This is a genomic window from Massilia suwonensis (genome assembly GCF_042655665.1).
Taxonomy (GTDB): domain Bacteria; phylum Pseudomonadota; class Gammaproteobacteria; order Burkholderiales; family Burkholderiaceae_D; genus Telluria; species Telluria suwonensis.
The window spans coordinates 1,019,088-1,043,001 of record NZ_JBHSMR010000013.1; the positions used below are offsets into that span (position 1 = coordinate 1,019,088).

General features: G+C 66.1%; 26 protein-coding genes. 2 read left to right on the forward strand and 24 right to left on the reverse strand.

Translation table 11 applies throughout. From position 1 onward, the window contains the following. Positions 1-37: 37 nt before the first annotated feature. The 15 genes from ACFPQ5_RS12510 to ACFPQ5_RS12580 all read right to left on the reverse strand — a co-directional run bounded on the left by ACFPQ5_RS12510 (position 38) and on the right by ACFPQ5_RS12580 (position 14,442). Complete coding sequence (locus tag ACFPQ5_RS12510; RefSeq protein ID WP_379755761.1) at positions 38-1,717, reverse strand: AMP-binding protein; 1,680 nt, start codon at positions 1,715-1,717, stop codon at positions 38-40. A 147-nt stretch (positions 1,718-1,864) separates the two neighbouring features. After that, positions 1,865-3,526, reverse strand: coding sequence for a 4Fe-4S binding protein (locus ACFPQ5_RS12515; protein ID WP_379755764.1), 1,662 nt, complete (start codon positions 3,524-3,526; stop codon positions 1,865-1,867). Between the two features lie 67 nt (positions 3,527-3,593). Next, on the reverse strand, positions 3,594-4,265 hold the full coding sequence (locus ACFPQ5_RS12520; RefSeq protein WP_379755767.1) for a DUF3306 domain-containing protein: 672 nt from the start codon (positions 4,263-4,265) through the stop codon (positions 3,594-3,596). A gap of 9 nt (positions 4,266-4,274) precedes the next feature. Next, positions 4,275-4,715, reverse strand: a complete 441-nt coding sequence (locus ACFPQ5_RS12525; RefSeq protein ID WP_379755770.1) for a DUF3305 domain-containing protein — start codon at positions 4,713-4,715, stop codon at positions 4,275-4,277. 13 nt (positions 4,716-4,728) lie between these two features. Next, entirely contained in the window at positions 4,729-5,403 is a 675-nt protein-coding gene (locus ACFPQ5_RS12530; RefSeq protein WP_379755773.1) for a hypothetical protein, read from the reverse strand. Between the two features lie 14 nt (positions 5,404-5,417). Then, positions 5,418-5,879: a hypothetical protein gene (locus tag ACFPQ5_RS12535; RefSeq protein WP_379755776.1), complete on the reverse strand. Its 462-nt coding sequence runs from the start codon at positions 5,877-5,879 to the stop codon at positions 5,418-5,420. Positions 5,880-5,887: 8 nt separating this feature from the next. Beyond that, positions 5,888-6,982 (reverse strand): formate dehydrogenase subunit gamma, encoded by a 1,095-nt coding sequence (locus ACFPQ5_RS12540; RefSeq protein ID WP_379755779.1) that lies wholly within the window; start codon positions 6,980-6,982, stop codon positions 5,888-5,890. Between the two features lie 9 nt (positions 6,983-6,991). Then, entirely contained in the window at positions 6,992-7,210 is a 219-nt protein-coding gene (locus ACFPQ5_RS12545; RefSeq protein WP_379755782.1) for a hypothetical protein, read from the reverse strand. Further along, entirely contained in the window at positions 7,207-7,890 is a 684-nt protein-coding gene (gene fdh3B, locus ACFPQ5_RS12550) for a formate dehydrogenase FDH3 subunit beta (protein ID WP_379755785.1), read from the reverse strand. Before fdh3B ends, ACFPQ5_RS12545 begins: the two co-directional genes overlap by 4 nt. A gap of 34 nt (positions 7,891-7,924) precedes the next feature. After that, on the reverse strand, positions 7,925-10,750 hold the full coding sequence (locus ACFPQ5_RS12555; RefSeq protein WP_379755788.1) for a formate dehydrogenase subunit alpha: 2,826 nt from the start codon (positions 10,748-10,750) through the stop codon (positions 7,925-7,927). Between the two features lie 19 nt (positions 10,751-10,769). Further along, a complete protein-coding gene (locus ACFPQ5_RS12560) occupies positions 10,770-10,973 on the reverse strand; it encodes a twin-arginine translocation signal domain-containing protein (RefSeq protein ID WP_379755791.1) in 204 nt (67 codons plus the stop codon). A 25-nt stretch (positions 10,974-10,998) separates the two neighbouring features. Beyond that, on the reverse strand, positions 10,999-11,685 hold the full coding sequence (locus ACFPQ5_RS12565; protein ID WP_379755794.1) for a TorD/DmsD family molecular chaperone: 687 nt from the start codon (positions 11,683-11,685) through the stop codon (positions 10,999-11,001). 132 nt (positions 11,686-11,817) lie between these two features. Then, complete coding sequence (locus ACFPQ5_RS12570) at positions 11,818-11,946, reverse strand: DUF2474 domain-containing protein (RefSeq protein ID WP_379755797.1); 129 nt, start codon at positions 11,944-11,946, stop codon at positions 11,818-11,820. Further along, a complete protein-coding gene (gene cydB, locus ACFPQ5_RS12575; RefSeq protein WP_379755800.1) occupies positions 11,946-12,953 on the reverse strand; it encodes a cytochrome d ubiquinol oxidase subunit II in 1,008 nt (335 codons plus the stop codon). The genes ACFPQ5_RS12570 and cydB overlap by 1 nt, the downstream gene beginning before the upstream one ends. 1 nt (position 12,954) lies before the next feature. Further along, the gene (locus tag ACFPQ5_RS12580; RefSeq protein ID WP_379755803.1) at positions 12,955-14,442 is read right to left on the reverse strand and encodes a cytochrome ubiquinol oxidase subunit I; all 1,488 of its coding nucleotides are present in this window, start codon (positions 14,440-14,442) and stop codon (positions 12,955-12,957) included. 214 nt (positions 14,443-14,656) lie between these two features. Here ACFPQ5_RS12580 and fnr point away from each other — a divergent pair, with 214 nt between their 5' ends. Then, on the forward strand, positions 14,657-15,424 hold the full coding sequence (gene fnr, locus ACFPQ5_RS12585) for a fumarate/nitrate reduction transcriptional regulator Fnr (RefSeq protein WP_379755805.1): 768 nt from the start codon (positions 14,657-14,659) through the stop codon (positions 15,422-15,424). A gap of 9 nt (positions 15,425-15,433) precedes the next feature. Here fnr and ACFPQ5_RS12590 read toward each other — a convergent pair whose 3' ends face one another. The 8 genes from ACFPQ5_RS12590 to ccoN all read right to left on the reverse strand — a co-directional run bounded on the left by ACFPQ5_RS12590 (position 15,434) and on the right by ccoN (position 23,123). Continuing rightward, entirely contained in the window at positions 15,434-15,862 is a 429-nt protein-coding gene (locus tag ACFPQ5_RS12590) for a VOC family protein (protein WP_379755808.1), read from the reverse strand. Between the two features lie 241 nt (positions 15,863-16,103). After that, entirely contained in the window at positions 16,104-17,939 is a 1,836-nt protein-coding gene (locus ACFPQ5_RS12595) for a DUF885 domain-containing protein (RefSeq protein WP_379755811.1), read from the reverse strand. A 100-nt stretch (positions 17,940-18,039) separates the two neighbouring features. Next, complete coding sequence (locus ACFPQ5_RS12600; protein ID WP_379755814.1) at positions 18,040-18,546, reverse strand: FixH family protein; 507 nt, start codon at positions 18,544-18,546, stop codon at positions 18,040-18,042. Positions 18,547-18,556: 10 nt separating this feature from the next. Continuing rightward, positions 18,557-19,939: a cytochrome c oxidase accessory protein CcoG gene (gene ccoG, locus ACFPQ5_RS12605; protein ID WP_379755817.1), complete on the reverse strand. Its 1,383-nt coding sequence runs from the start codon at positions 19,937-19,939 to the stop codon at positions 18,557-18,559. After that, entirely contained in the window at positions 19,936-20,874 is a 939-nt protein-coding gene (ccoP, locus tag ACFPQ5_RS12610) for a cytochrome-c oxidase, cbb3-type subunit III (protein WP_379755820.1), read from the reverse strand. The genes ccoG and ccoP overlap by 4 nt, the downstream gene beginning before the upstream one ends. Further along, positions 20,867-21,031: a cbb3-type cytochrome oxidase subunit 3 gene (locus tag ACFPQ5_RS12615; protein WP_379755823.1), complete on the reverse strand. Its 165-nt coding sequence runs from the start codon at positions 21,029-21,031 to the stop codon at positions 20,867-20,869. Before ACFPQ5_RS12615 ends, ccoP begins: the two co-directional genes overlap by 8 nt. Before the next feature lie 2 nt (positions 21,032-21,033). Next, complete coding sequence (gene ccoO, locus ACFPQ5_RS12620) at positions 21,034-21,651, reverse strand: cytochrome-c oxidase, cbb3-type subunit II (protein ID WP_379755826.1); 618 nt, start codon at positions 21,649-21,651, stop codon at positions 21,034-21,036. Between the two features lie 17 nt (positions 21,652-21,668). Next, positions 21,669-23,123 (reverse strand): cytochrome-c oxidase, cbb3-type subunit I, encoded by a 1,455-nt coding sequence (gene ccoN / locus ACFPQ5_RS12625; protein ID WP_379755829.1) that lies wholly within the window; start codon positions 23,121-23,123, stop codon positions 21,669-21,671. A 238-nt stretch (positions 23,124-23,361) separates the two neighbouring features. On the opposite strand from ccoN, the gene ACFPQ5_RS12630 reads away from it, so the two are divergent. Continuing rightward, entirely contained in the window at positions 23,362-23,757 is a 396-nt protein-coding gene (locus tag ACFPQ5_RS12630; protein WP_379755832.1) for a TraR/DksA family transcriptional regulator, read from the forward strand. 7 nt (positions 23,758-23,764) lie between these two features. Here the strand turns inward: ACFPQ5_RS12630 and ccoS are convergent, their stop codons facing one another. Beyond that, on the reverse strand, positions 23,765-23,914 hold the full coding sequence (ccoS, locus tag ACFPQ5_RS12635; RefSeq protein WP_136223539.1) for a cbb3-type cytochrome oxidase assembly protein CcoS: 150 nt from the start codon (positions 23,912-23,914) through the stop codon (positions 23,765-23,767).

Here is a 23,914-nt window from a genome sequence, read left to right on the forward strand (position 1 = left end):
TCACACCGAGCGAGGACGCCGGCGTCAATCAATATCATCAGCCGCCCAGGTCTTCCTCGCGGAACTCGATCCCCATTCCGGGCGCACTATCCCGGTCCGCTTCCTGCTTGCGCAACTCCACCCGCCGGATCTTCCCCGAAATCGTCTTAGGCAACTCGCGGAACTCGATGCGACGGATCCGTTTATAGGGCGCCAGCCGCTCGCGCGCAAAGGCGAAGATCTCCTTGGCCAGCTCACGGCTCGGCTCGACGCCCTGGCGCAGGGTAATGAAAGCCTTCGGCACCGACAGGCGCAGCGGATCGGGGCTCGGCACGATGGCCGCTTCCAGCACCATCTCATGCTCGATCAGCACGCTCTCCAGTTCGAAGGGACTGATCCGATAATCGCTCGACTTGAACACGTCGTCGTTGCGGCCGACGTAAAAATAATAGCCATCCTCGTCGACCTGGGCCGTGTCGCCAGTGTGGTAGTGTCCGGCGCGCATGACGTCCGCGGTCTTTTCCTCATCGCCTTCGTAGCCCAGCATCAGCGCCAGGGGCCGCGCATCGAGCTTCACCGAGATCTCGCCCTCCTGCGCCGGCTGGTCGTCCAGATCCAGCAAGGCGATGCTGTAGCCGGGCAGCGGGCGTCCCATCGAGCCAGGCTTGACCAGCTGGCCCGGCGGATTACCGATCTGGGCCGTCGTCTCGGTCTGGCCGAAGCCGTCGCGGATGCGGATGCCCCAGGCGCGTTCGACCTGTTCGATGACTTCCGGGTTGAGCGGTTCGCCCGCGCCCACCAGTTCGCGCAGCGGCGGTTTCCACTGGCTCAGGTCTTCCTTGATCAGCATGCGCCAGACCGTCGGCGGCGCGCACAGCGAGGTGACGCCGCAGCGCTGCACGGTTTCCAGCGCCGCTTTCGCGCTGAAGCGCTCGTAGTTGTAGACGAACACGGTGGCGCCGGCGTTCCAGGGCGCGAAGAAGCAGCTCCAGGCATGCTTGGCCCAGCCGGGCGAGGAGATGTTCCAGTGCACGTCGCCCTTCTGCAGGCCGATCCAGTACATGGTCGACAGGTGGCCGACCGGGTAGCTCTGGTGGCTGTGCAGCACCAGCTTGGGGCGCGCCGTGGTGCCCGAGGTGAAGTAAAGCAGCAGCGGATCGCTGGCGCGCGTCTCGCCTTTCGGCGTGAACACGCTCAGCACGCGGCGGCACTCGTTGAAATCGTGCCAGCCGTCGATGCTGCCGCCGACGGCGATGCGCGTGTAGTTGCCCTTGACGCCTTCGAACTTGTGCGCCTCCGATACCTGGGCGATCACGTGGCGCACGCGGCCGCGCGCCAATCGGTCTTCCAGGTCGGCGGTCGAGACCAGCATCGTGGTCGGCACCAGCACGGCGCCGAGCTTGATCCCGGCCAGCATGATCTCCCACAGCTCGACCCGGTTCGGCAGCATCAGCAGCACGCGGTCGCCGCGCTCGACGCCGCATTGCTGCAGGTATTGCGCGACCTGGTTCGAGCGCGCGGACATGTCGGCAAACGAGATCTTCTGTTCGCGGCCGTCCTCTTCGACGACCCAGAGCGCGGGTGCGTGATTGTCCTTCGCTTCCTGGTCGAAGAAGTCGAGCGCCCAGTTGAAGGTGTCGAGCTTGGGCGCCTGGTAGTCGCGGTAGGCGGTGTCGTAGTCGGTGCGGTGCTGTTGCAGGAAGTCGCGTGTCTGGACGAAACGCTGGTATGGGGTCATGTTGTCTCCTGTGCGGTTACGGGCCGGCAGCGCGCAGGCCGGGACGCCTGCCCGGCGCGGCCTTGCGTTTTTATTATCGATAGGCGCACCCATTGTGCCATGGCTTGGCGCCTGCCGGCAGCTGCGCCGGCGCGATGAAGCGTACGCTCAGGGCCGGCGCCGCAAGGGTACGGCGAACTCGTCCTGCGGCTGCATCATGTCGATCACCCGGCAGTCGCCGCACATCTTGAGGCGGTCCAGGTTGCCGGCAAAGGCGCCGTGCTGCGACAGTTTCGAGAGCATGGTCTCGATCATGTGCAGGGTGCCGAAGGGCTTGCTGCAGCGGATGCAGTGGAAAGGCTGGGATTCGTTCAGCACCACGGTCTGCTTGCGGGTCTCGCCGAAGGCCATGCGCGGCACCAGGGTGATCGCGTTTTCCGGGCAGGTATTGGCGCACAGGCCGCATTGCACGCAGTTCTGCTCGACGAAGCGCAGTTGCGGGGCGTTCGGCGTGTCCATCACGGCCGAGGACGGACAGGCGCCGACGCAGGCCATGCACAGGCTGCAGGACTGCTTGTTCACGGCGATGGCGCCGAAGGGTGCGCCGGCCGGGAGCGGCACGCTTTGGGGCTGCCGGCGCGCGTGGCGGAACAGGTGGTCGAGCGCGTAGTCGAGCGTGTTGCGCTTGTCCTGGGCCAGGTTGAAGGTGGCAGGCTGGGCCGGGGTCTCGCCGCGTGGCGCATGCTGCAGCGCGAGCGCCAGTTCCTGCGGAGTGCTCACGCGCAGCAGCTGGAAGTGCGGGCCGGCGTATTCGAGGCCGTCGAGCACGGTCTGGGCGACGCGCATCTGGGTGTCGAGCGCGGCGGCGTATTGCGGTGCCTCAAGCTCCGTCATCAGGACCGTAACGCCGGCCGCGCCGTAGCACAGGCTGGTCAGCCACAGGTCGATGCCGGTCGAGGCCGTGTGATGCAGGGCCAGCGGGATCACGCGGCCGGGCAGCTCGTCGGCTTGCGCCGCCAGGAGCGGCGCCCCGCCCTCGCCATGGAACAGCAGCACCGGATCTTCTCCGCCGGCTTCGAAGTAGGCGCGCAGGGCCGCCTTGATGCGGCTGCCGGTGTGCGCGGGCGACGGATAGTTGTAGCTCATCGCCCCGGTCGGGCAGACCGTGCCGCAGGCGCCGCAGCCGGCGCACAAATACGGGTTGACCTTGATGCGGTCGCCGTCGCCGGTAATCGCCTTGGCCGAGCAGACGTCGATGCAGGCGTTGCAGCCGGTCAGCCCGTTGCGGCTGTGGGCGCACAGGCGTTCCTTGTAGGCGAAGTATTTCGGCTTTTCGAAGTCGCCCGTCATCTCCATCATCTCGGCGGCGGCCGCGCGGCGCGCGCCTTCATCGAGGCCCGGCGCGTAATAGCCGTGCGGATGCTGGTGCGTCGAGATCAGCGGGCTCGGTGCCAGGTCGAGCACGAGGTCGAACTTGCCCTGCTGGGGCGCCTGCCCGGGCGCCTGCCAGCGCGCCTCGAAGGCGCCGAGCCAGCCGGCGACGGCCACCGCGCGCGCGGCGAAGACGGGGTACGGGCGCTCGCCGACTTCAAACTCGTCGAGCAGCACCAGGGTGACCGGCAGGCTGGTCGCCAGGTGATCGGCCCAGGCCAGGGCCTGCGCCGCGCTGCCGACGACCAGGGTGCGCCCGCTCGAGCGGTAGCTGACCGTGGACGCGGCCTCGAAGGGAGCAATGGCGTCGGCCGCCAGGATGGCGGCGGTCTTGGCAAGGGCGTTGCGGCGTTCCTGCAGCGGATCGCCGGCCTGCCCTTCCATCAATCGGATATTCATGCGTGGCCTTGGGTGAATTGCATTCGGGTGAATTGCGGGTAATACCTGCCGTGGACTGCCATGCCGATCAAGCCTTCGTCTCCGCATTGTGCGCGTCCGGGCTGTGGAGCGCAATGGGGGCGGGATGCTCGTCGGTGGCGGAGTTTGCCGGCAGCGGGAACGGGACGGGCGCGGGCTGGAACTGGACAACGCTGTCCGGATCCGCCGCTTCTTCGATGGCGGCGGCGCCCTGCTCCGGCTCGGCCCTTGCCAGCGCCGCGTCTTCCTCGGCGCTCGCTTCCTCCGGAGTCGGGGCAGTGCCGGCGGCCAGGCGCGCCAGCTCGGCCTGTACCTCCTCGGGACGGCGCAGCACGCCGCGCGCATGGTCGAGCGCGGCGAGCATGGTGCTCGAAACCGGATCGGGTTTGTTGTAATCGTCCATGTACATGTCGAGCCGGTCCAGCACCTTGAAATGCGGATCGGCGAACAGTTTTTTCAGCGCCAGGCGCCGCACGTCCTTGTCCACGCCCTGGCTGACGAAGGCGGAAAAGTCGGACTCGTGGGTCAGCCGGGCGGCATCCTCGAGCGTGGGCAGCGCCTGCTCGGAGGCGGCGGGCCGGGCCGCATCGGCAGTCGGGACGGGCGCAGCGGGTGCCGGCGGCGGTGCAGGTGCCGGTGCTTCGGCGACGGCTTCGCCGCCGCTTGCCTCGCTGCTTGCCTTCATGCGCGCCCAGCGGCGCAGGAATCCTTCTTCGGGCATCAGTCGTCCTTACCCGTGCTGGCGGCCGCGGCGCGGCTTGGGCGTGTAGTGCTCGCGCAGGTAGCCGGCGACCCAGGCGTAGATCTCGGCCGGCATCGTGACGCCGTCCGCCGATTCGCCGGAATCGAACATGCGCGTGCCCTCGACATAGCTGACCGAGGCGCGCGCGGGAATCGCGCGGCCCTCTTCCATGCGCCACAGCACGAAGACCTTCGACTCCGGCGCCATCATGTTCTCGTAATAGCCCTCGTTCTCGTCGGTATAGAGCTCGAGTTCGAGGCCGGAAACGAGGTAATAGTCGCGCTCCGGGCTTTCGCCCAGCACCTGCAGGCGCGGCAGGTTACCGCGGTCGGGCACGACGCCGACGGCGGACCAGGCCTCGTCGGCCCAGCGGTGCTGCAGCGCGCGGCGCTGCATGATCACCGCGATCGGCATGCTGGCCATCTTCATTGTTTCTCGACCTTCACTGGTTCTTCACTTCCTTCGAATTGCCCTTGTCGACCGCCGGCGAGGCGCCCTTCGGCATTGCCTGGGTCTGCTGTTTCTTGACGTCCGGGCTGGGCGAGGCCGTGCCCAGCTTTTCGCTCTTGATCGGCACGTTGGCCGACTGCAGCGCCTGCGGGCTGCGCGGCGCGGCGCCGCCGCCCGGCGAGGCGGCGGCGTTGCCGGCCGGGGTGCCGGTGATCGTGTTCGCCGAGACGCCTGTGGCGCGCGGCGACACACCCGGCATCGGCGTGCCGGTGACGGCCACGCCGGTGGTCTGGACCGCCTGCGGCTTGGCCCCGCTCAGGGCGGCGCCCGCCGGCGCGCCGGTGGCCGCGGGTCCCGGCGCCGGCACGCCGGCCGCGGCCGCACCTGCCGTCGGCGCCCCGGCAACAGGGCTTGCGGCCGGCGCCGGCGCGGCCGCGATCGCCACCGGCGCATGCGTCTTCCAGCCCTGGCTGGCCGCGCGCGAACGCCAGCGCGCGCTGACCGCGTCCATCGAGGCTGCCAACTGTTCTTTGGCCTTTGCGGCATCCGCGTCCGCCGCCGCCTTCTTGGCCGCAGCGGCCTGCTGCTGCGCCGGCGTCGGCGCCGGCAAGGCGGCCCAGGCGAAGCCACTGGCGCCGGCACAGGCCGCAGCCAGCACAATGTGCATGGTTCGATTCAGCATCATTTGCCCCCCGTCAGCGTGCCTGGCGCCGCGGCCGGCTTGCTGTCCTGATTGGTGGCGCTGCCCGCACCCACCGGCGTGATGCCGGCTGCCGGCGCATTGGCCGGCATGTTGCCGCTGTCGCCGGGCGGCTTGTTGCCGGGCTGGGCCGCGCTGGCGGGCGGCGTAGCCCCCTGCGAGGGCCCCTGTCCGGTTTCGGTGACGGTGCCGCCCAGGGCCGCACCGCCAGTGGTGCCGCCGGCGCCGCCGGCAATGCCCGGCGTACCGCCGGCATAGGCCGCATTCGTTTCCGGCTTGGGGCTGCGCGCCATCACCTGGCCGCTGGTCAGGCCGCCGGCCGTCACCTGCCCGGGAAACTTGGTCTGGATCACGCCATCCTTCGGATTCGTATGGCCGCGGTCGCAGCCGGTCAGCGCCGTACAGGCAGCGACCAGGCTGAGTGTAAGTAGGGATGCTTTCATCGATGACCTCAGTGTGCGGGACCCGGACGCGGCGCGCTCGGCGGCACCGTACCCGGACGCTGGTTCGTGCTGCCAGGCGCGGCCCCCGATTTGGCCTCCTCGTACCACAGCGCGTGGTGCGTCTTCGCCCAGTTCTCGTCGACGCTGCCCTCGCGCATGGCCTGGTAGGCGCCGGGCGAACCGAGGGTGCCGAGATAGATGTGACCCATGGCCCCGACCATGTACAGCGTCGCGCCGATGATGTGCAGGTAGTTCGCCATCTGCAGCACGTAGCGGGTCTGGCCGAAGGTGACGAAGTCCAGGATCAGGCCGGTGATCGACATCACCAGGCCCAGCATCACGACGCCGCCCCAGAACCAGGTTTTTTCGCCGGCGTTGAAGAAGCCGGCCGGCACGTGCTTCTGGTTCACCAGTCCCCCGCCCGACTTGACCCACTGCCAGTCGATGCGGTTGAAGAAGTTGCGGCGCAGGAAGGTGAAGAACATCAGGATCGAGCACAGGATGAACAGCGGGCCGACCACGTTGTGCACGTACTTGCTGATGATCGCGATCCATGAAAACACGGTATGCCCCATCCACGGCAGCAGGATCTTCTTGCCGAACATGATGATGATGCCGGTAATCGCCAGCGCGATGAAGGTATAGGCCGTCGCCCAGTGCACGTGGCGTTCCCAGCCGGTGAAGCGCTGGATGCGCCGGCCGGTCGGCGACGGCTCCAGCGCCGCCGGGCGGAAGGCGCGCCAGAACACGAAGATCAGGAAAGGCACCACCAGCAGGACGGTGCCCGTGATCAGCGCGATCGGGCCGTTGCGCAGCAGGCGCCAGGTATTGCCGCCGCGCTGGACGATGACGTTCGCTTCGGTGCTGCCGTACTGCCCCAGGTAGTGGCGGTCGACGTGCACGCGGCCGGAGGCGGCGTCGCCGAGGCCGGGCTCGCGCACGGAGGAATCCCCCTCGACCTGCAGCATGGTCTGCTCCTCGGCATAGGCCGGTTTCGCATCCTTGTTCGGCACCCCGGCCCAGCTCGGCGCCATCAAGGAGAAGGACAACAGCGCGCACATCAGCGCAAGGACCGCGCGCAAGGCGGTGAAATGAGCTCGCATGGCGCTCTCCTAGGGATTGGCGCGGTTGTACTCGTTCTGCTGGGCGTTGCGATTGATGATCGCAGCGGACCAGGAGAGCTTGTCGTTGTGAAACAGCGTCTGGTAGTGGCGCGGATCCTTCTTGCCCGCGTACTGGCCCTTCATCCAGGCCGGATGCTGTTCGACTTCGAGGCAGCCGGACAAAACGAGAACCAGCGGCAGCAGCAGGATGAGATGGATTTTTTTCATGTCGGCAGGCTCCCCGGATCGTTCTGGGTGTCCCCGGGCTTCTGGTTCACGCGCGGCAGGTCGCCCAGGGCCTTGCGCTGGCCGCCGCGCTTGTTCGGGCCGTAGGCGATCTTCCAGCCCCACAGCTCCGGACCGTAGCCGCGGGTTTCGACGCGCTGGCGGTAGATGTCGGCGATCAGGTTGGCCTCGCCGCCCAGCAGCGCCTTGGTGCCGCACATCTCGGCGCAGGCCGGCAGCTTGCCCTCGGCGATGCGGTTGCGGCCGTATTTCTTGAATTCGGCTTCCGAGGTATCCGGTTCCGGACCGCCGGCGCAGAAGGTGCACTTGTCCATCTTGCCGCGGTGCGCGAACAGGCCCGTTTCCGGGAACTGCGGCGCCCCGAAGGGGCAGGCGAAGTGGCAGTAGCCGCAGCCGATGCACTGGTCCTTGCTGTGCAGGACGATGCCGTCCTCGGTGTGGTAGATGCAGTTGGTCGGGCACACGGCCAGGCAAGGCGCGTCGGTGCAGTGCATGCAGGCGATCGAGACCGAGCGTTCGCCGGGCGCGCCGTCGTTGATGGTGACGACGCGGCGCCGGTTCACGCCCCAGGGCGTCTCGTGTTCGTTCTTGCAGGCGGTCACGCAGCCGTTGCAGTCGATGCAGCGCTCGGTGTCGCAAATGAATTTCATCCTTGCGGACATGGTGTTCTCCCTGTTTCCGTTACCGCAGTGTCACTCAGGCGCGCACGACGCGGCAGAGCGATACCTTGGTTTCCTGCATCATCGTGACGGCGTCGTAGCCATAGCTCCAGCCGGTATTGATCGCTTCGCCGCGCACCGTCGGCGCCCCGTCTTCCGGATAGTGGCGCTCGAGATCCTCGCCCATCCACCAGCCGCCGAAGTGGAACGGCGCCCACACCATGCCGACCGGCACCCGCTCGGTGACCATCGCCATCATCTTCAGGCGCGCGCCGGTCGGGGTCTCGATCCAGACGTAGTCGCCCAGCTTGGCGCCGATCTGGATCGCGTCCTTCGGATTGACTTCGACGAACATGTTCTGCTGCAGCTCGGCCAGCCAGGGGTTGGAACGGGTTTCCTCGCCCCCGCCCTCGTACTCGACCAGGCGGCCCGAAGTCATGATCATCGGGAAGTCCTTCGAGAAGTCGACCTCCTGCACCGACTTGTAGAGCGTCGGCAGGCGCAGGAAATTGGCCTTGTCGTCGTAGGTCGGGTACTTGGCGACCAGGTCGCGGCGCGGCGACATCAGCGGCTCGCGGTGGGTCGGGATCGGGTCCGGGAAATTCCACACGTTGCAGCGGGCGCGCGCATTGCCGAAGGGCGAGCAGCCGTGGGCGATGACCACGCGGATGATGCCGCCCGAGTTGTCGGTCTTCCAGTTCTTGCCTTCGGCCAGGGCTTGCTCCTGGGGCGTCAGTTCGGACCACCAGCCCAGCTTTTTCAGGAACACGTGGTCGAATTCCGGGTAGCCGGTATCAAGTTCGGAACCCTTGTTGGTCGAGCCGTCGGCCGCCAGCAGGGTCTGGCCGTTGTGCTCGACGCCCCAGTTGGCGCGGAAGGCCAGGCCGCCCTCGGCCACGCTCTTGTTGAGGTCGTACAGGATGGGCGTGCCCGGGTGCTTCATTTCCGGCGTGCCCCAGCACGGCCACGGCAGGCCGTAGTAGTCGCCCTTGCAGGGACCGGACTCGGCGCGCAGCGTGGTCGGGTTGAAGGTGTGCTTGTTCTCCATGTGCAGCTTCAGGCGCTCCGGCGAACAGCCCGTGTAGCCGATGGTCCAGCAGGAGCGGTTGATCTCGCGCAGGATGTCCTCGATCACGGGCTCGTTCTGCACGACCTTGATGTTCTTGCACAGTTCGTTGTGGAAGCCGAACTTCTTGGCGAACAGGTACATGATCTCGTGGTCGGTCTTGCATTCGAACAGCGGCGCGATCACGCGTTCGCGCCACTGGATCGAGCGGTTCGAGGCGGTGCAGGAACCTTGCGTCTCGAACTGCGAAGCCGCAGGCAGCAGATACACGCCGTCGGTACGGCCGTGCATCGCCGCCGTCATGCTCGGATACGGGTCGATCACGACCAGCATGTCGAGCTTCTGCATGGCCGCCTTCATGTCGGGCAGGCGGGTCTGGCTGTTCGGCGCGTGCCCCCAGTAGATACAGGCTTTCAGGTTGGCCGGCTGGTCGATGTACTGGTTCTGCTCGTTCACGGCGTCGAACCAGCGCGAGACCGTGATGCCCGGCTTTTCCATCAGCTCCTTGGAGCCGAAGCGCGACAGGATCCAGTTGTAGTCGACGCCCCAGACGTTGGCGAAGTGCTTCCAGGAGCCTTCGGCCAGGCCGTAGTAGCCGGGCAGCGAGTCGCCGTTGGGGCCGACGTCGGTGGCGCCCTGCACGTTGTCGTGGCCGCGGTAGATGTTGGCGCCGCCGCCCGGCACGCCGATGTTGCCGAGCGCCAGCTGCAGGATCGACAGCGCGCGCACGTTGGCGGTGCCGACGTGGTGCTGGGTGATGCCCATGCACCAGACCACCGAGGAGGGACGGTTCTTGGCCAGCATCTCGGCCGCCATGCGCACCGAGGCTTCCGGCACGCCGGTGATGTCGGAGACTTTATCCGGCGTCCATTTCGCCACTTCCTTGCGCACGTCGTCCATGCCGTAGGTACGCGCGGCGATGTATTCCTTGTCTTCCCAGCCGTTGTTGAAAATGTGCCAGAGGATGCCCCAGACCAGCGGGATGTCGGTGCCGGGGCGCACGCGCACGTAGTGGTGGGCGAAGCGTGCCGTGCGGGTGAAGCGCGGGTCGACCACGATCATCTTCGCGCCCAGCTCCTTGGCGTGCAGGAAGTGCAGCATCGAGATCGGGTGGGCCTCGGCGGGATTCGAACCGATGAACATCACGGCCTTGCTGTAGTGCAGGTCGTTGAAGGAGTTCGTCATGGCACCGTAGCCGAAGGTCTGGGCCACGCCGGCGACGGTGGTCGAGTGGCAGATGCGCGCCTGGTGGTCGCAGTTGTTCGAGCCCCAGAAGGACATGAACTTGCGCAGCAGGTAGGCCTGCTCGTTGTTGTGCTTCGAGCTGCCGATGAGCATCAGGGAGTCCGGACCGGACTGCTGGCGCAGCTGCAGCAGCTTGTCGCCGATCTCGTTGATCGCCTGGTCCCAGGAGATGCGGGTGTACTTGCCGTTGACCAGCTTCATCGGGTAGCGCAGGCGGTGCTCGCCGAAGCCGTGCTCGCGCACCGAGGCGCCCTTGGCGCAGTGGGCGCCCATGTTGAGCGGCGACTCGAAGGCCGCCTCCTGGCGCACCCAGACGCCGTTCTGGACGATGGCGTTGACCGAGCAGCCGACCGAGCAGTGGCTGCAGACGGTGCGTTTCAGTTCGGTCTTGACGGGGTCCGCCGCGACGTCGGCATCGGCGGCCGTGGCCGGCTCGATCACGTTCAGCGGCAGTTGACGCGCCAGCGCCCCGGCGCCGGCCGCGACGCCGGCGCCCACCAGGAACTTGCGCCGTTTGAGGCCCTTGTCGGATGAACTCTTAACTAAAGACATGGCTGGTCTCCGGGGTCGCTCACCAGTAGGCGGCGGTTTTGTAGTAGGTACGGATGTGCTCGGTCTCATGGTAGCCGCGCTTTACTTCAGGCTGCGCGGCTTCCGCGGGCTTGAGCTCGGGCTTGGCTTCGGCGCCGCCGGCCACCGCGGCAAGTGCGCCCAGCGGCGCCGCTTTCAGGAAGCTGCGGCGCGCCGGATTCGGCTGCTTGGTTTGTTCGTCCATTGCATCACCCTCGCTACGTGTTTGCTCAAACATCGACGCCCTCCTCCACGGCGAAGGCTTCGGCTTCGATTGCCAGCAGCGCCGCAACGAATGCCGCGACCAGCCGGTAGAAATTGGCGCCCTCGGCGTTCTGCATGTCCTTCAGGCAGCGCGCGTACCAGGGCGCGATGCGCGAATCGAAAAAGCGCTTCTGGCGGCCGAGCGGCTGGCGTGGAATGCCGCCGCCGCCCGCGATCAGGACCCGCATCGTCTCGCACAGGGCGCCCAGATGGTCTTCCGATTCGGCGACGCCGCGCACGCGCCCGATGCCGAAGGCGGCGAGATCGGTGCGCAGCTCGGCCAGCGGCGTGTCGTTCATGAAGCCCGACAGGTAGAGCGAACCGTAGGGATTCAGGGCCGGCGTGCCGCTGCTGACGAAGAGCGCGTCGAATTCCTCGGCGACGGCATCGGCGTCCATGACGCTGGACGCCAGCACCAGCTTTTCCCAGGCGTCGGCCAGCTGGTGGTCGCCGCCCTCGGCCAGGATCGGGTCGGCCGCGGCCAGGCCGGCCAGCAGCGCCGCGTCGGGCGGCGCCAGCAGCAGGCGCGCCGCGAGGGCGTACAGATCGCTTCTTGCCTGGTCTTCGGGTGGGAGCGGCAATGCTACGGTAACCGCCGCAGCAACGGCGGCGGCGACAGGAGCGCCGGGCCGGACGACTTCGTGCGCCGTCATGGGAGAAGTACTTGGTGATGCTGACTGCATAGACACTGGCGCTCCGTTAATAAATCTTCATCGAAAGTGTAGTCTCTCGTCCGTCGAAGGCGCGCACGTTTGGAACACTCGTGCATAAGCGGCACAGTCGGCTCAGCGCATCCCGGCCGCATGCATGAGGCCGCGGATGAGCGTGGCCACCAGCCAGAGCGTTGCCACCCCGCCCGCCCACAGCACGAGCAGCCAGCCGAGCCTGCGCAGCCAGGTGCGCTCGCGACGCATCAGTGGTACCCCGCGTCGGCCTTGACCTTGCCGCGAAACACCCAGTACGACCAGACCGTGTACATCAGGATCACGGGCAGGATGAAGAGCGTGCCGACCAGCGCGAAGCCCTGGCTGCTCGGAGGCGATGCAGCCTCCCAGATGGTGATGAAGGGCGGCACGATGTGCGGCCAGATGCTGATCGCCATGCCCGTATAGCCGAGGAAGACCAGGGCCAGCGCGGAGACGAAAGGCAGGCGGTGCGGCCTGCCCTTGAGCGAGCCGAGCAGGACGATAATCGAAAGCAAGACCAGCACCGGCACCGGCATCAGGAAGGCGATGTTCGGGAAGCTGAACCAGCGCGCGGCCACGGCGGCGTCGCGCAGCGGGGTCCAGATGCTGACCACGACGATGGCGCCCAGCAGCATCAGGGCGAAGGGCTTGGCCACCTCGATCATGCGCTCGTGCAGCTCGCCTTCGGTCTTCATCACCAGCCAGGTGCTGCCCAGCAGGGTGTAGGCGATCATCACGCCGAAACCGGCCAGCAGCGGGAACGGGGCGATCCAGTCGAGCGGGCCGCCGGCATAGCTGCGTCCCGAGACGGTGATACCGTCGAGGAAGGCGCCGAGCGACACGCCCTGGAAGAAGGAAGCGACCACCGAGCCGCCGATGAAGGCCTTGTCCCACAGGTGGCGCCGGTGGTCCTTGGCCTTGAAGCGGAACTCGAAGGCCACGCCGCGGAAGACCAGGCCGATCAGCATGAAGATCAGCGGCAGGTAGAGCCCGGACAGGATGATCGAGTAAGCCACGGGAAAAGCCGCCAGCAGCCCTTCTCCGCCCAGCACCAGCCAGGTCTCGTTGCCGTCCCAGACCGGCGCGACCGTGTTCATCATGGTGTCGCGGTCGCGCTTTTCCTTGACGAATGGAAACAGCATGCCGATGCCGAGATCGAAGCCGTCCAGCACCACGTACATGAAGACGGCAAAATAAATGATGACGGCCCAGATGACCGAGGTGTCGATGCCCATCTCACCCTCCCTTGCCGTCGCGGTCCAGCGCGGCGCCGCGGCCGATGCCGTCCGGATTGTCGTCGCCATCGCCGTCGCTATCGTCGTCATTGCCGACGTCGGCCGCCGACAAGGGCCGCATCGGCGTGCGCCCTTCTCCCGGTCCGCCGGCGGTAGCCCGGTGCAGCTCGAAGGCCTGCGGCCCCTTCTTCATCATGCGCAGCACGTAGACCGTGCCGGCGCCGAACACGAAGAAATAGGCGATCACGAACAGCCCGAGCGTGAGCGCCAGCGCGCCGGCGCCGTGCGGCGAAACCGCGTCCGCCGTGCGCAGCACGCCGTATACCACCCAGGGCTGGCGCCCGACCTCGGTGGTGACCCAGCCGGCCAGGATGGCGACCAGGCCTGCCGGACCCATCCACAGCGCGGCGCGCAAGAAAGGCCGCGTGGTGAAGATCCGCCCACGCCGCCGCAGCAGCAGGCTCCAGGCGCCGAGGGCGATCATCAGGAGGCCCAGGCCCACCATCAGCCGGAAGCTCCAGAACACGATCAGGGAATTCGGCCTTTCCTCGCGCGGGAACTCCTTCAGGCCGCGGAACTGCCCGTTCCACGAGTGCGTGAGAATCAGGCTGCCCAGGTGCGGGACGCCGACCGCATAGCGCGTTTTCTCGGCCTCCATGTCGGGAATCCCGAACAGCAGCAAGGGCACCGCCTCGCCGGGCTCGTTCTGCCAGTGCCCTTCCATCGCGGCCAGCTTGGCCGGCTGGTGCTCGAGCGTGTTGAGGCCATGGAAGTCGCCGATCACGGCCTGGATCGGCGCGACCAGCAGGATCATCCACATCGCCATCGACAGCATCTTACGCACCGCCGGGTTGTCCCTTTTACGCAGTAATTGCCACGCACCGGTGGCACCGACGATCAGGGCGGTGGTCAGGTAGGCCGCCACCACCATGTGCATCAGGCGATACGGAAAGGAGGGATTGAACACGATCGCCAGCCAGTCGGCGGGCACCATGCGGTTGCCCTCGATGGCATAGCCTTGCGGCGTCTGCATCCAGCTGTTGGCGGCCAGGATCCAGGTCGCGGAAATCAGCGTGCCGACGGCGACCATGCAAGTGGCAAGGAAATGCAGGCCGGGGCCGACCCGGGTCCAGCCGAACAGCATCACGCCAAGAAAGCCCGCTTCCAGGAAGAAGGCGGTCAGCACCTCGTAGGCCAGCACCGGCCCCATGATGGAGCCGGCGAATTCGGACATGTAGCTCCAGTTGGTGCCGATCTGGTAGGCCATCACGATGCCCGAGACCACGCCCATGCCGAACATGACGGCGAAGATCTTCAGCCAGAAGTGGTAGAGGTCGACGTAGACCTGGCGCCTGGTGCGCAGCCAGGACAGTTCGAGCACGGCCAGGTAGCTGGCAAGGCCGATGGTCACCGCCGGGAACAGGATGTGGAAGGACATCGTAAACGCGAACTGGATGCGTGCCAGGTCCAATGCCGACAGGCCGAACATGTGTTCTCCTCTGGATGCGGTGTCCGGAATCTAGCACGACAGTGGGGGCGCACGATTGCCCGATTGACCAGAGCAGAGCTTCGTCTAGCCGGATGCGTGCGCGCTCTTGCACCGTTGTATCAACCTATTCCAAGCGGATAACAATGTCCGGAACGCTGGGAGCGCGCCGCTGACCGGTCTATAATCCGCTTAACCATTCAATGTCTTCGAACCGATGAGCCAGGCCATCCACTTCCCCAACAGCGCACCGGTCAGCCTGGGCGCCATCAAGGCCAGCTGCGCCGCCTGCAGCATGCATCAGCTGTGCCTGCCGATGGGCCTGGACGATGCCGACATCAACCGCCTCGACCAGATCATCGGCAGCCGGCGCCGTCTTGTACGCGACGAGCGCCTGTACGCCATGGGCGAGCCTTTCCGCAGCCTGTACGCGGTGCGCTACGGCCATTTCAAGACCTACCAGATCAACGCGGCCGGCGAGCAGCAGATCACGGGTTTCCAGATGGCCGGCGAACTGCTGGGCATGGATGCGATCAGCGGCGACCGCTACCACTGCGACGCCGTCGCGCTGGAAGACAGCGAAGTCTGCGAAATTCCGTTCGCGCGCCTGGAAGAACTGTTCGGCCACGTGCCGACCCTGTTGCGTCACTTCCACAGGATCATGAGCCAGGAAATCACGCGCGAGCAAAACGTCATGCTGCTACTCGGCAATATGCGCGCCGAGCAGCGCTTTGCCGTCTTCCTGGTCAATCTGTCGGCCCGCTATGCCGCGCGCGGCTACTCGAGTACGGAATTCGGCCTGCGCATGTCGCGCGAAGACATCGGCAATTACCTCGGTCTGACCATCGAAAGCGTCAGCCGCCTGCTCTCGCGCTTCAAGAAGCAGGGCTGGATCGAAGTGGACAAGCGCGAAGTCAAGCTGCTCGACCCGGCCAAGCTGAAGGCGATCGCCGCCGGAACCGACCAGTGCGCTCCGATGTCCTGAAGCGTTTTTTCAGAAGGTAATCTGCACCGAGGACGCGCTGCGTGTAGCCGCGCCGTGGAACACGGCTTCGATGTTGTTACCGTCCGGATCGAGCACGAAGGCGGCGTAGTAGCCCGGATGATAGGGACGCTCGCCGGGCGCGCCGTTGTCCTTGCCGCCGGCGTTTAATGCTGCCTGGTAGAAGGCATCGACCATGGCGCGGCCGGCGGCCTGGAAGGCCAGGTGGAGGCGGCCGGTCAGCTTGCCCTGGGCGGCCTGGCTGTCGGCGGTGGAGACGAACAGTTCGTCGTACCAGAAATAATCGTCGCCCTCGCCGCCCAAGGGGATGCGAAGTGTCTCGAAGATCGCGGTGTAGAAGCTGCGGGAGGCTGGCAGGTCCTTGACCACCAGCTGGATGTGGTCGATCAGGCGGCCGCGGTGGAGTTGCTGGGTTTCCATTGTTGTGCTCCTGGTGAAAACACACTGGATGACCGCGCAGCTTCGCCATTATTCGTGACAGCCGCGCACCGTAGGGTGGGCATGCCCACGCGTTTTCGTACTTTACCTCACCCGAAAAACAATCGAATCCGATACGGCGCGAGGCCAGCAAGACCTTGGGGCAGCACCACAGCACGAACGCGTGGGCATGCCCACCCTACGTTACACCGCAGCCAACGACTGTCGGCGGCGGTGCGAACAATTAGGCCTTCGCCTTTTCCTTGGCGATCCAGCCATCCACCAACTGCCCCAGCACGTCCAGCGGCACCGAGCCGGCGCCCAGCACCATGTCATGGAATGCCGGCAGCGAGAACTTCGGTCCCAGTTCCGCCTTCGCCTTCTCGCGCAGTTCGACGATGCGCAGCATGCCGATCATGTAGGCCGTGGCCTGGCCCGGCCAGACGACGTAGCGGTCGACTTCCTCGACGTTGATGCCGTAGTCGACCGCCTGCTGGCGCGTCCAGCCCTTGGTATGCAGGCCGGTGTCGACGACGAGGCGCCGCGCGCGGAACAGTTCCGAGCCGAGGGCGCCGAGCAGGCCGGGGACGTCATTCTCGTACCAGCCCTGCTCCACCGCCAGGCGTTCGGTGTACAGCGCCCAGCCCTCGCTGTGCGCGCTGCCGCCGCTGAAGATGCGCTGGCTGCGGTATTTCGGGATGCCGGCCAGCTCCTGCTGGATCGCCAGCTGGAAGTGGTGGCCCGGCACGGCCTCGTGGTAGGACAGGCTGCGCATGCGGATCATGTCGAACTTCGGACCGCGCAGCGGCACCCAGAACACGCCCGGGCGGCTGCCGTCCGGCGCCGGCAGGCTGTAGTGGGCGGCGGCCGAGGCTTCGGTCAGCGGCGGCTCGCGCAACACGTCGACCGGCGCGCGCGGCTTCAGGTTGAACAGCGACTCGCTGCGCGCCTGCGCATCCTTCACCATTTCCTTGTACTTCGCCAGGATGGCGGGACGCGGGTCCTCGTCTGCCTTCGGCTGGAAGGTCGCGTCGAGCGCCTTCATGCGTGCCTCGATGCTGCCCTCGTTGAAACCGAGCGCACGCAGGTGCTTGTCCATCTCGCCTTCCAGGCGCGCCACCTCGCGCAGGCCGATCGCATGGATCTCGTCGGCAGTCAAGCTGGTGCTGGTGAAGTTGGCGATCGCGCGGTCGTAGGCGGCGCGGCCATTCGGCAGGCGCGAGACGCCGGCCGTGTCATTCGTCTTCGGATGCAGTTCGACCATGAAGCCCTGCACCCGCACATAGGCCGGGCGGATCTTGTCCTCGACGATGCGGGTGGCGCGCGCGATCGCCGCCGTGCGCGCCTCGGGCGTCAGGTCCTTCAGCTCGGCGCTGCGCTTTTCCAACGAGGCGACCAGTACGTTCTGGCTTGCCGCCGGCTTGAGGAAGGTATCGACCTGGTACTGGGCGCGCTCGAGGATGAAGCGCGGCGGGATCAATTTACGTTCGGTGGCGCTGCGGGCGCGCGCCAGCGCCTCGTCCATGCGCGTACTCACCTGCTCCAGGCGCGCCAGCCAGGAATCGACGTCCTGCGCGTTGCGCATCGGGTGGGTCTGGGTGAGGAAGTTGACCAGCCCGACCTGCGGGCCGCCGAACTGCGAGAACACGAAGTTGTAGTCTTCGAAGGGCTCATTGGCGATCACGTTCGAGAGCGACCAGCGCATGACCAGGGCCGAAATCCTCTGGGTTTCGTCCAGCGAACCCGCCAGGAACTTGTCGAGGCGGGTCATGCCGGTCTTCGCCACGGCGACCATCTGCTTGCGCCGGGCCGGGGTCTGCGGCGTCAGCTGGCGGTCGAGCGCGGCCTGTTCGGTTCCGCTGAAGTACTGGGTGCTGCTGGCCAGCTGCGGGTTCATGCGCACCCAGTCGTTGGCGAAGCGCTCGGCCCAGGCGTCGAAGGCCGCGTTCGGCTTGACGGCGGCGGCCTTCGGCACTGGCGCAGCGAGCGCGGCGTCGGGGGCGACGGCGGCTGCGAGCGCGAGGGGAACGAACAGGGTGGCGAGGGCGGCGCGCAGGCGGCGCTGGGAGGAAATCGGCATGGTCTCTCTAATCGTTATCATCTGGCGAAGTGCCGCGCCAAATCTAACATGGATGAGCCGTACCGAACAGCCTCCCCCTGCCGCTCGCGGCGAGGCGTATTTACGGGGCCGTGTCGGCGAGAATCGCAAGCCGTGCGTCGCGCGCCGGGCTCCAGCTGCGCGCCAGGCGCCATTGCCGCCCCTCGTCCTCGATCACGACCTGCCAGTGGGTCATCTCCAGATTCGGGATGGGCACCACAAAGCCGCCCTGCCCGTCGGGAAAGGCATCCAGCACCAGGTCCTTCGCCGGCTGGGTCGGGTGGGCCAGGTGGATGCGGAACGGCGCCGCCATCGGCCGGGCGAAACTCGACAAACGCCCTGCAAGGCGGCCGTCCTCGTAGCGCGCATCGAACTGCAGGCGCAGCGCGCCGGCCATGCGGTCGCGCCGCAGGTCCTGGTTGATCGCCTTGCCCTGCTTGTAATAGTCGTCGACCACCATGGCGTCGGGCTGGCGCACGGCCAGCAGCACCGTCACCAGGGTCGCGAGCATGACGGCGGCCGGGCCGAGCATGATGAACCACGGCCAGCGGTGACGGTACCAGGGGGCTCGCTGCATGATTGTCTGCATGGTGTTCTCCTCAATGCGGCACGATGAAGGCCGCTTCCTCGCGCACGGTGACGGAGTCGTCGTCCAGCGCCGTAACGGAAAATGTGATGCGATGCGAGCCCGCCTTGCCGCCAGCCTCCGCGCGCACGCGCACCGGCAGCGCGCGCGTGGCAGCGCCGCCGATCTCGACCACCTCCTCGTCGACGATGACCGCGCCGGGCAGGCCCGCCACCGCGATGCGCAGCAGGCGCGGCTCCTCGCTGGTGTTCATCAACTGCAGCCGGTAGACGTTCTCGATGCGGCCATCCTCCACCTCGCGTCCCATCGAGCCGCGGTCTCGGATCACGTCCACTTTCAAGGGCACGCGCAGCGCCAGCGAGGTACTCATCCCCGCCACCATCAGCGCCAGCACGGCTGCATAACCGAGCACGCGTGGGCGAAGAAGGCGGTGCTTTACCTGCGCAGCGCTCCAGCCATTGGCGAGCGCATTCTCGGTCGCGTAGCGGATCAGTCCCTTCGGCTTCTCCACCTTCTCCATCACCGTGTCGCAGGCGTCGATGCAGGCGGCGCAGCCGATGCATTCGTACTGCAGGCCGCGCCGGATGTCGATCCCGGTCGGGCAGACCTGCACGCACAGGGTGCAGTCGATGCAGTCGCCCAGCTTGTCGCCAGGTTGACGCGCACCGGGACGACGTGGTTCGCCGCGGGCGCGGTCGTAGGTGACGACCAGGGTGTCCTTGTCGAACATCGCGCTCTGGAAGCGCGCATACGGGCACATGTACTTGCAGACCTGTTCGCGCAGCCAGCCGGCGTTGCCATAGGTGGCCAGGCCGTAGAACAGCACCCAGAAGGATTCCCAGCCCCCCAGGTCCAGGTGGCGCACGCCTGCCAGCAGCGATTCGATCGGCGTGAAATAGCCGACGAAACTGAAGCCGGTCCACAGCGCCAGCGCCAGCCAGGCCGCGTGCTTGGCCGCCTTCTTGCCGACCTTTTCCCCGTTCCAGGGCTGGCGGTCGAGCCGGATGCGGGCGCTGCGCGCGCCTTCGATGCGGCGCTCGATCCACAGGAAGAGTTCCGTGTACACGGTCTGCGGACAGGCGTAGCCGCACCAGATCCGCCCCGCCACCGTGGTGACCAGGAACAGGCCGTAGGCGCAGATGATCAGCAGGCCGGCCAGGTAGATGAAATCCTGCGGCCAGAGCACCAGCCCGAACAGGTGGAACTTGCGCGCGCCGAGGTCGAACAGCACGGCCTGGCGCCCGTTGTATTGAATCCACGGCAGGCCGTAGAACAGCAGCTGGGTCAGCCAGACGCAGGCCCAGCGCAGCGTCGCGTAGCGGCCCTTCACCTCGCGCGGGTAGATTTCCTCGCGCGGGGCGTACATCTTGATGACCGCTTCCTTGGGGGCGTTCATTTTGCGGCCACCGTTTTATCAGCGACGGGATTCGACAGGCTCCACACATAGGCGGCCAGCACGTGTACCTTGGCGTCGCCCAGGAATTCGCCAAAGGCCGGCATCGTGTTGGTACGTCCCTTGCGGATCGTCTCCATGACCGTCTCGGCGCTGCCGCCGTACAGCCAGACTTTATCGGACAGATTCGGCGCACCGAGCATCTGGTTGCCCTTGCCTTCCACGCCATGGCAGGCCACGCAGGCGGCGAATTTCGGCTTGCCGAAGGCGACCTGGATCGGGTCGGCGGTGAGACCGGACAGGTTGCGCACGTAATGCGCCACGGCTTCGACGTCCTTGTCCGATCCGAGCGCCGCACCCATCGGCGGCATCTGGCCGATGCGGCCGGCCATGATGGTCTTCTTGATCGTGGCGGGATCGCCGCCGTGCAGCCAGTCGGCATCAAGCAGGTTCGGGAAGCCCTTGTTGCCGCGTGCGTCGGAACCGTGGCACTGGGCGCAGTAGTTCATGAACATGCGCTCGCCGATGGCGCGCGCCTGCGGATCGGCCGCCACCGCCTCGATCGGCTGGCCGGCGTAGCGCGCGAACAGCGGGCCGAAGTCGGCGTCCGCCTTTTTCAACTCGGCCTTGTATTCGGCGCCCGAATTCCATCCCAGCTTGCCGGCATAGCTGCCCAGTCCCGGATACAGCACCAGGTAGCCCACGGCGAAGACGATCGTCAGGTAGAACAGCACCATCCACCAGCGCGGCATGGGCGTATTCAGTTCGGTCAGGTCCTCGTCCCAGACGTGGCCCGTGGTCTTCTCCGGCTGGCCGTCAACACCGATCTTTGCCTTGTGGGTCGATTGCGCCCACAGCAGGATGCCGCAGCCGGCGATCGACAGCACCGTGATCAGGGCGATGTACCAGTTCCAGAAGCCGCTCGTAAAATCACTCATGGTCGGCCTCCCTGTCCGCGAAAGGCAGGCTGGCCGCGGCGTCGAAATCGGCGCTGCGCTTGAGCAGGAAGGTCCACAGAATGATGCCGACGAAAGTGGCAAACGACACCACGGTCATCACGCTGCTCGCGCTGTCGAAAAGTCGTTGGATGTTCATCTCTAATTCCTCGTCTTGATTTGCGTGCCCAGGCCCTGCAGGTAGGCGATGAGCGCGTCCTGCTCGCTCTTGTCGGCCAGTTCGGCCGGGGCATTCCTGATATCGTCTTCCGTGTAGGGCACGGCCAGCAGTTTCATCGCGCGCATTTTCGGCACGATCTCGTCCGGCTTCAGCTTCGTGCTCGCCAGCCACGGGTAGCCGGGCATGTTCGATTCCGGCACCACGTCGCGCGGGTTGTCGAGGTGGGTGCGATGCCATTCGTCGCTGTAGCGTCCGCCCACGCGCGCCAGGTCGGGACCCGTGCGCTTGCTGCCCCACTGGAAGGGATGGTCGTAGACGAACTCCCCCGCTACCGAATAGTGGCCATAGCGCTCGGTCTCGGCGCGGAAGGGGCGGATCATCTGCGAGTGGCAGTTGTAGCAGCCTTCGCGAATGTAAATGTCGCGGCCCGCCAGGCGCAGCGGCGAATACGGCTTCAGGCCAGCGACCGGCTCGGTGGTCGATTTCTGGAAGAACAGCGGCACGATCTCGACCAGGCCGCCAAAGGAGATCACGAGAATCACGAGGCCGATCAGCAGCCAGGGGTTCTTCTCGATCCATTCATGGGTAAAGTTTTTCATGGTGCGTTCTTTCAGGCTCAGGCGGGGTTCGGCACATGGGCTTCCACGTGCGCACTCTTGTGCGGCTGCGGGATCGGGACATCGACGTTCACCGTGCCGGCCAGGGTCTTCCAGGTATTGAAGGCCATCATCGCCATGCCCGACAGGTAGAGGAAGCCGCCCGTGAAACGGATCACGTAGTAGGGATAGGTCGCCTTCACGCTCTCGGCAAAGGTGTAGGTGAGCGTGCCGTCGGCATTCACCGCCCGCCACATCAGGCCCTGCATCACGCCGGCAATCCACATCGAGGCGATGTAGAGGACGATGCCGATGGTCGCCACCCAAAAGTGGGTTTCGACCAGCTGGGTGCTCCACATCTCCTTTTTGCCGGCCAGGCGCGGGATCAGGTAGTAGATCGAACCCATCGTGATGAAGCCGACCCAGCCCAGCGCGCCGGCATGGACGTGGGCGACGGTCCAGTCGGTGTAGTGCGACAGCGAGTTGATGGTTTTAATCGACATCATCGGGCCCTCGAAGGTGGCCATGCCGTAGAACGAGAGCGAGACGATCAGGAATTTCAGGATCGGATCGGAACGCAGCTTGTGCCAGGCGCCCGACAGCGTCATCACGCCATTGATCATGCCGCCCCAGCTCGGCGCCAGCAGGATCAGGGAAAACACCATGCCCAGCGACTGGGTCCAGTCCGGCAACGCGGTGTAATGCAGGTGGTGCGGTCCCGCCCACATGTAGGTGAAGATCAGCGCCCAGAAGTGGACGATCGACAGGCGGTAGGAGTACACGGGACGCTCGGCCTGCTTCGGGATGAAGTAATAGACCATGCCGAGGTAGCCCGCGGTGAGGATGAAGCCGACCGCGTTATGGCCGTACCACCACTGGATCATCGCGTCCTGCACGCCGGCGTAGACCGAATAGGACTTGAAGGCCGAGACCGGGACCACCGCGCCGTTCACGATGTGCAGCACGGCCACCGCGATGATGTAGGCGCCGAAGAACCAGTTGGCGACATAGATGTGCTGCACCTTGCGCTTGACGATGGTGCCGAAGAAGACCACCGCATACGCGACCCAGACCACGGTGATCAGCAAGGCGATCGGCCACTCGAGCTCCGCGTACTCCTTCCCGCGCGTAAAGCCCATCGGCAGCGTGACGGCGGCCGCCACCAGCACGGCTTGCCAGCCCCAGAAGGTAAAGGCGGCGAGCCGGTCCGAGAACAGGCGGACCTGGCAGGTACGCTGCACGACGTAGTACGAGGTGGCGAACAGGCCGCAGATGCCGAAGGCGAAGATGACCGCGTTCGTGTGAAGCGGACGCAAGCGTCCGTAGGACAGCCAGGGAATGTCGAAGTTGAGCGCCGGCCAGGCAAGCTGGGCGGCGATGAAGACACCGGCGGCCATGCCGATCACGCCCCAGACGACCGTGGCGATGGCAAACTGGCGCACGATCTTGTAGTTATAGTTTAGACTGCTTTTCAAGATACTCTCCCGAGTGGATTGCTGCGATGACACAGGGAGAGTAGATTTCTGGACCTTAAAAATCCTTGATGTGAATCAAAATGTTCAGTTTCATTGGATATGGAGGGAGATGTTGGCGCCCCGCTACGCCGGCCTCGATCAGAGTTTCAAGGAAACCGCATTCGAATCCATCAAGGGCTGTAACGGACAGCCTGTCTTGATACCGGGCCGGCTGTCCCAACCAAATCAGGAAGCCACCATGCCCATCTCGCAATCCCTCCACGACGAAGTCGCCAAGAAACTGCAGGACGCGCGCGAAGCCGCCCTCGCCACTGTGCGCACCCGCACCGATAGCCCGGGCGACGAAGCGCCGAGCATCTCGCCGATGGCCCACGCCGGCCAGAACGACGATGCGCCGACCGCCGAAATGATCGCCCACAACGAAGAACACTTCGCCGACCACGAAACCGCCCTGCTGCACGAAATCGACGCCGCCATCGGCCGGCTCGAATCCGGCGGCTACGGCATCTGCGAATCCTGCGGCTGCGAGATTCCGGAACAACGCCTGCTGGCCACGCCGACCGTGCGTACCTGCGTGCCCTGCCAGGAGCGCATCGAGAAGGAAGAAGGCACAGGGCGTGGGCCGACCATGTGATACCTGCTCAACCCGTGCTGTCGTCGTCCCTCAGGATGCGTAGCGCGGGGCCCTCGAGGTCCTCGAACTGGCCGCTGTCGGCCGCGCCGAAGAAGACCCAGACGGCGAGCGCCACCAGAACCAGGCTCAGGGGAATCAACAGGTACAAGGCTTCCAT